The following is a 1,992-nucleotide window of genomic DNA, read 5'->3' as shown; positions in this document are numbered from 1 at the left end:
ATTACAAAAACGGATTTTGGACCGGCGGAAGGTAGTATGGGCGGTAACGGTTGGGTATTTCTGTTGGCGGGGATTATAATAACTAGTTTTTGTAAATACAACAAAAAGAACAGTTAGCGAAAATCTTTATGATGTAAACTTCAACCCCGCTAATAGAAATACTATGTTATAGGCAGTTTCTTTAATTCAATTTTTCGGGCTCAACAATAAATCCTTTTTCTCTTAATTGATTTATTATTCCTTCTTTATACATCAGGTGCATAAATCCAACTGCGATAAAGGCGTTTTTTTGTTCTAATTGTGGAAGTAACTCATTCATCCAATTATTATTTCTTTCGGTAACTAATATTTTTAAATTCGCTGACCTGGTAAATTGATAGTCCAAGTCAAAATTCCTATACTTTTCTGAAAATCCGCATAAATTTTCTTTATCGTTAGTGTTTGGTTTTGGAGATGTAATATGCTCTAGATAAAATAAAATAGATTTCTTTTGATTTTTCCAATTAGTATCTTGGTATTGCTTATTAAGCAATTTTATTTGTTGCTCTAATGTTTCAAATCCTTTTTTAGTTATCTTATGTTTGTCAGAAAGCTTAATTAAATACGCATCGAAATGGTCATTCTTTTCATGTATTTCTACTGTTTTACATACGACCTTTGTATATTTTTGTTGTAGTTTAAATTTTAATTCAATTGGTGTTAATTTATAAAGATTTAGCTCGCTTTTTTCTGTGTAAATTTTGAGTTTTTCAACTTGTTCTTTATTAAAATATTTTTCAAGATTATTATTAATTGTACGTGAATTAATTAATTTGTTAGTTGCTAGAGAATCTATCGTTAAACTTTCAAATAACGCTATTTCCGAATTTGAAAGAATTTTCTCAATTTTTGGAAATCTATTGACAAAATTTTCACCATACTGATGTAATGTTCCTACTAAATATGAAGTTTTTTCACTTTTAGGGTTCGTGATTTTCCACAAAATTGTATTTTGAGCATTTAACAAATTACAAAAAATAATAAAAATAAAAATTGTAATCTTTTCTTTCATTTGACGATCTTTTGGTGAAATTGCCTATAACGTTTTCGGGCTTTGCGTTCGGGCGGGTTTCGGAGCACAAAGTTTCAATTTATTACAAAAGTTCAATAGTAGCACAAAGTTCCAAGCTTGTACGTCAGCCCGCCTGACGCAAAACCCGTGTTAGTGGCTGCCGTTCTTGTCTCCATTTACTTGTTGTTTATAAAATATTCTCCAAGTTCAACTACTTTTTTGTCGAGAGAGTCGGTCGCTTGGTTTTCAAAATCGGTTAATATTTTTCTTGTTTCTTCAGTGTCGAATGCTGTCAATGCTTCATAAGCGTCTGCTCTAAAAACTTCTAATTCGCTTTTGTCAAGCAATATTTTTGTCAGCGTTGGTGTCGCTGGTTTGTATTTTATTTTTTCAAGTCCACCAATTGCGTAACGTCTATATTTCATTTCCTTGTCCGCAATATTTTCTGTTATGATTGGTCCAATTTGATAACCTGCTTCAAGTATTGGTCTGTCGATATACTCTTCTGAAACAGACTGGTTATGAAAAACAGAATAATAATGAAAAGCACATTTTTTATCAACTACTTGTCCAACGAAGAAATAAAATGAAATTGTCAAAAGTGCACTAATAGCAGTCGTCTTATAATTCTTTCGCATTAATTGTCTAACAGTAAAAACCGTCACGTTTGCGATAACTAACCAAAAAAGTGTCTTGTAATAAAAAATTGAAATAAGAGCAATTTCAAGCATTAACAATTCTTTTCCAACTGGGTTCCAAGCATAGTTGTTTGTCCACGTCAAAACCCACCAAAGCCCAACCACAAAAATTGAGGTCAAAAAGTAGGGTAATATTTTCTTGATTGTAGTCGTCATACGGTTGCCACTAACGTCCGGCGTATATGGAGGGTTGCGGCTGCTGCCCCAGATCTCCGTACAAAATCCGGACTTTAAACTTAGCGA

At 32.4% G+C, this 1,992-nt stretch carries 2 protein-coding genes; both read right to left on the bottom strand.

The features are described from left to right. Positions 1–181 precede the first annotated feature (181 nt). Entirely contained in the window at positions 182–1,051 is an 870-nt protein-coding gene (locus H9628_RS11855) for a TraB/GumN family protein (RefSeq protein WP_251834352.1), read from the bottom strand. 176 nt (positions 1,052–1,227) lie between these two features. Next, a partial coding sequence (locus H9628_RS11850; protein WP_251834351.1) for a HEAT repeat domain-containing protein occupies positions 1,228–1,992 on the bottom strand: 765 nt, incomplete at its 5' end.

Origin of the sequence: Kaistella pullorum (assembly GCF_014837035.1) — a bacterium.
Taxonomy (GTDB): domain Bacteria; phylum Bacteroidota; class Bacteroidia; order Flavobacteriales; family Weeksellaceae; genus Kaistella; species Kaistella rhinocerotis.
This window is presented reverse-complemented; position numbering and strand designations above follow the sequence as displayed.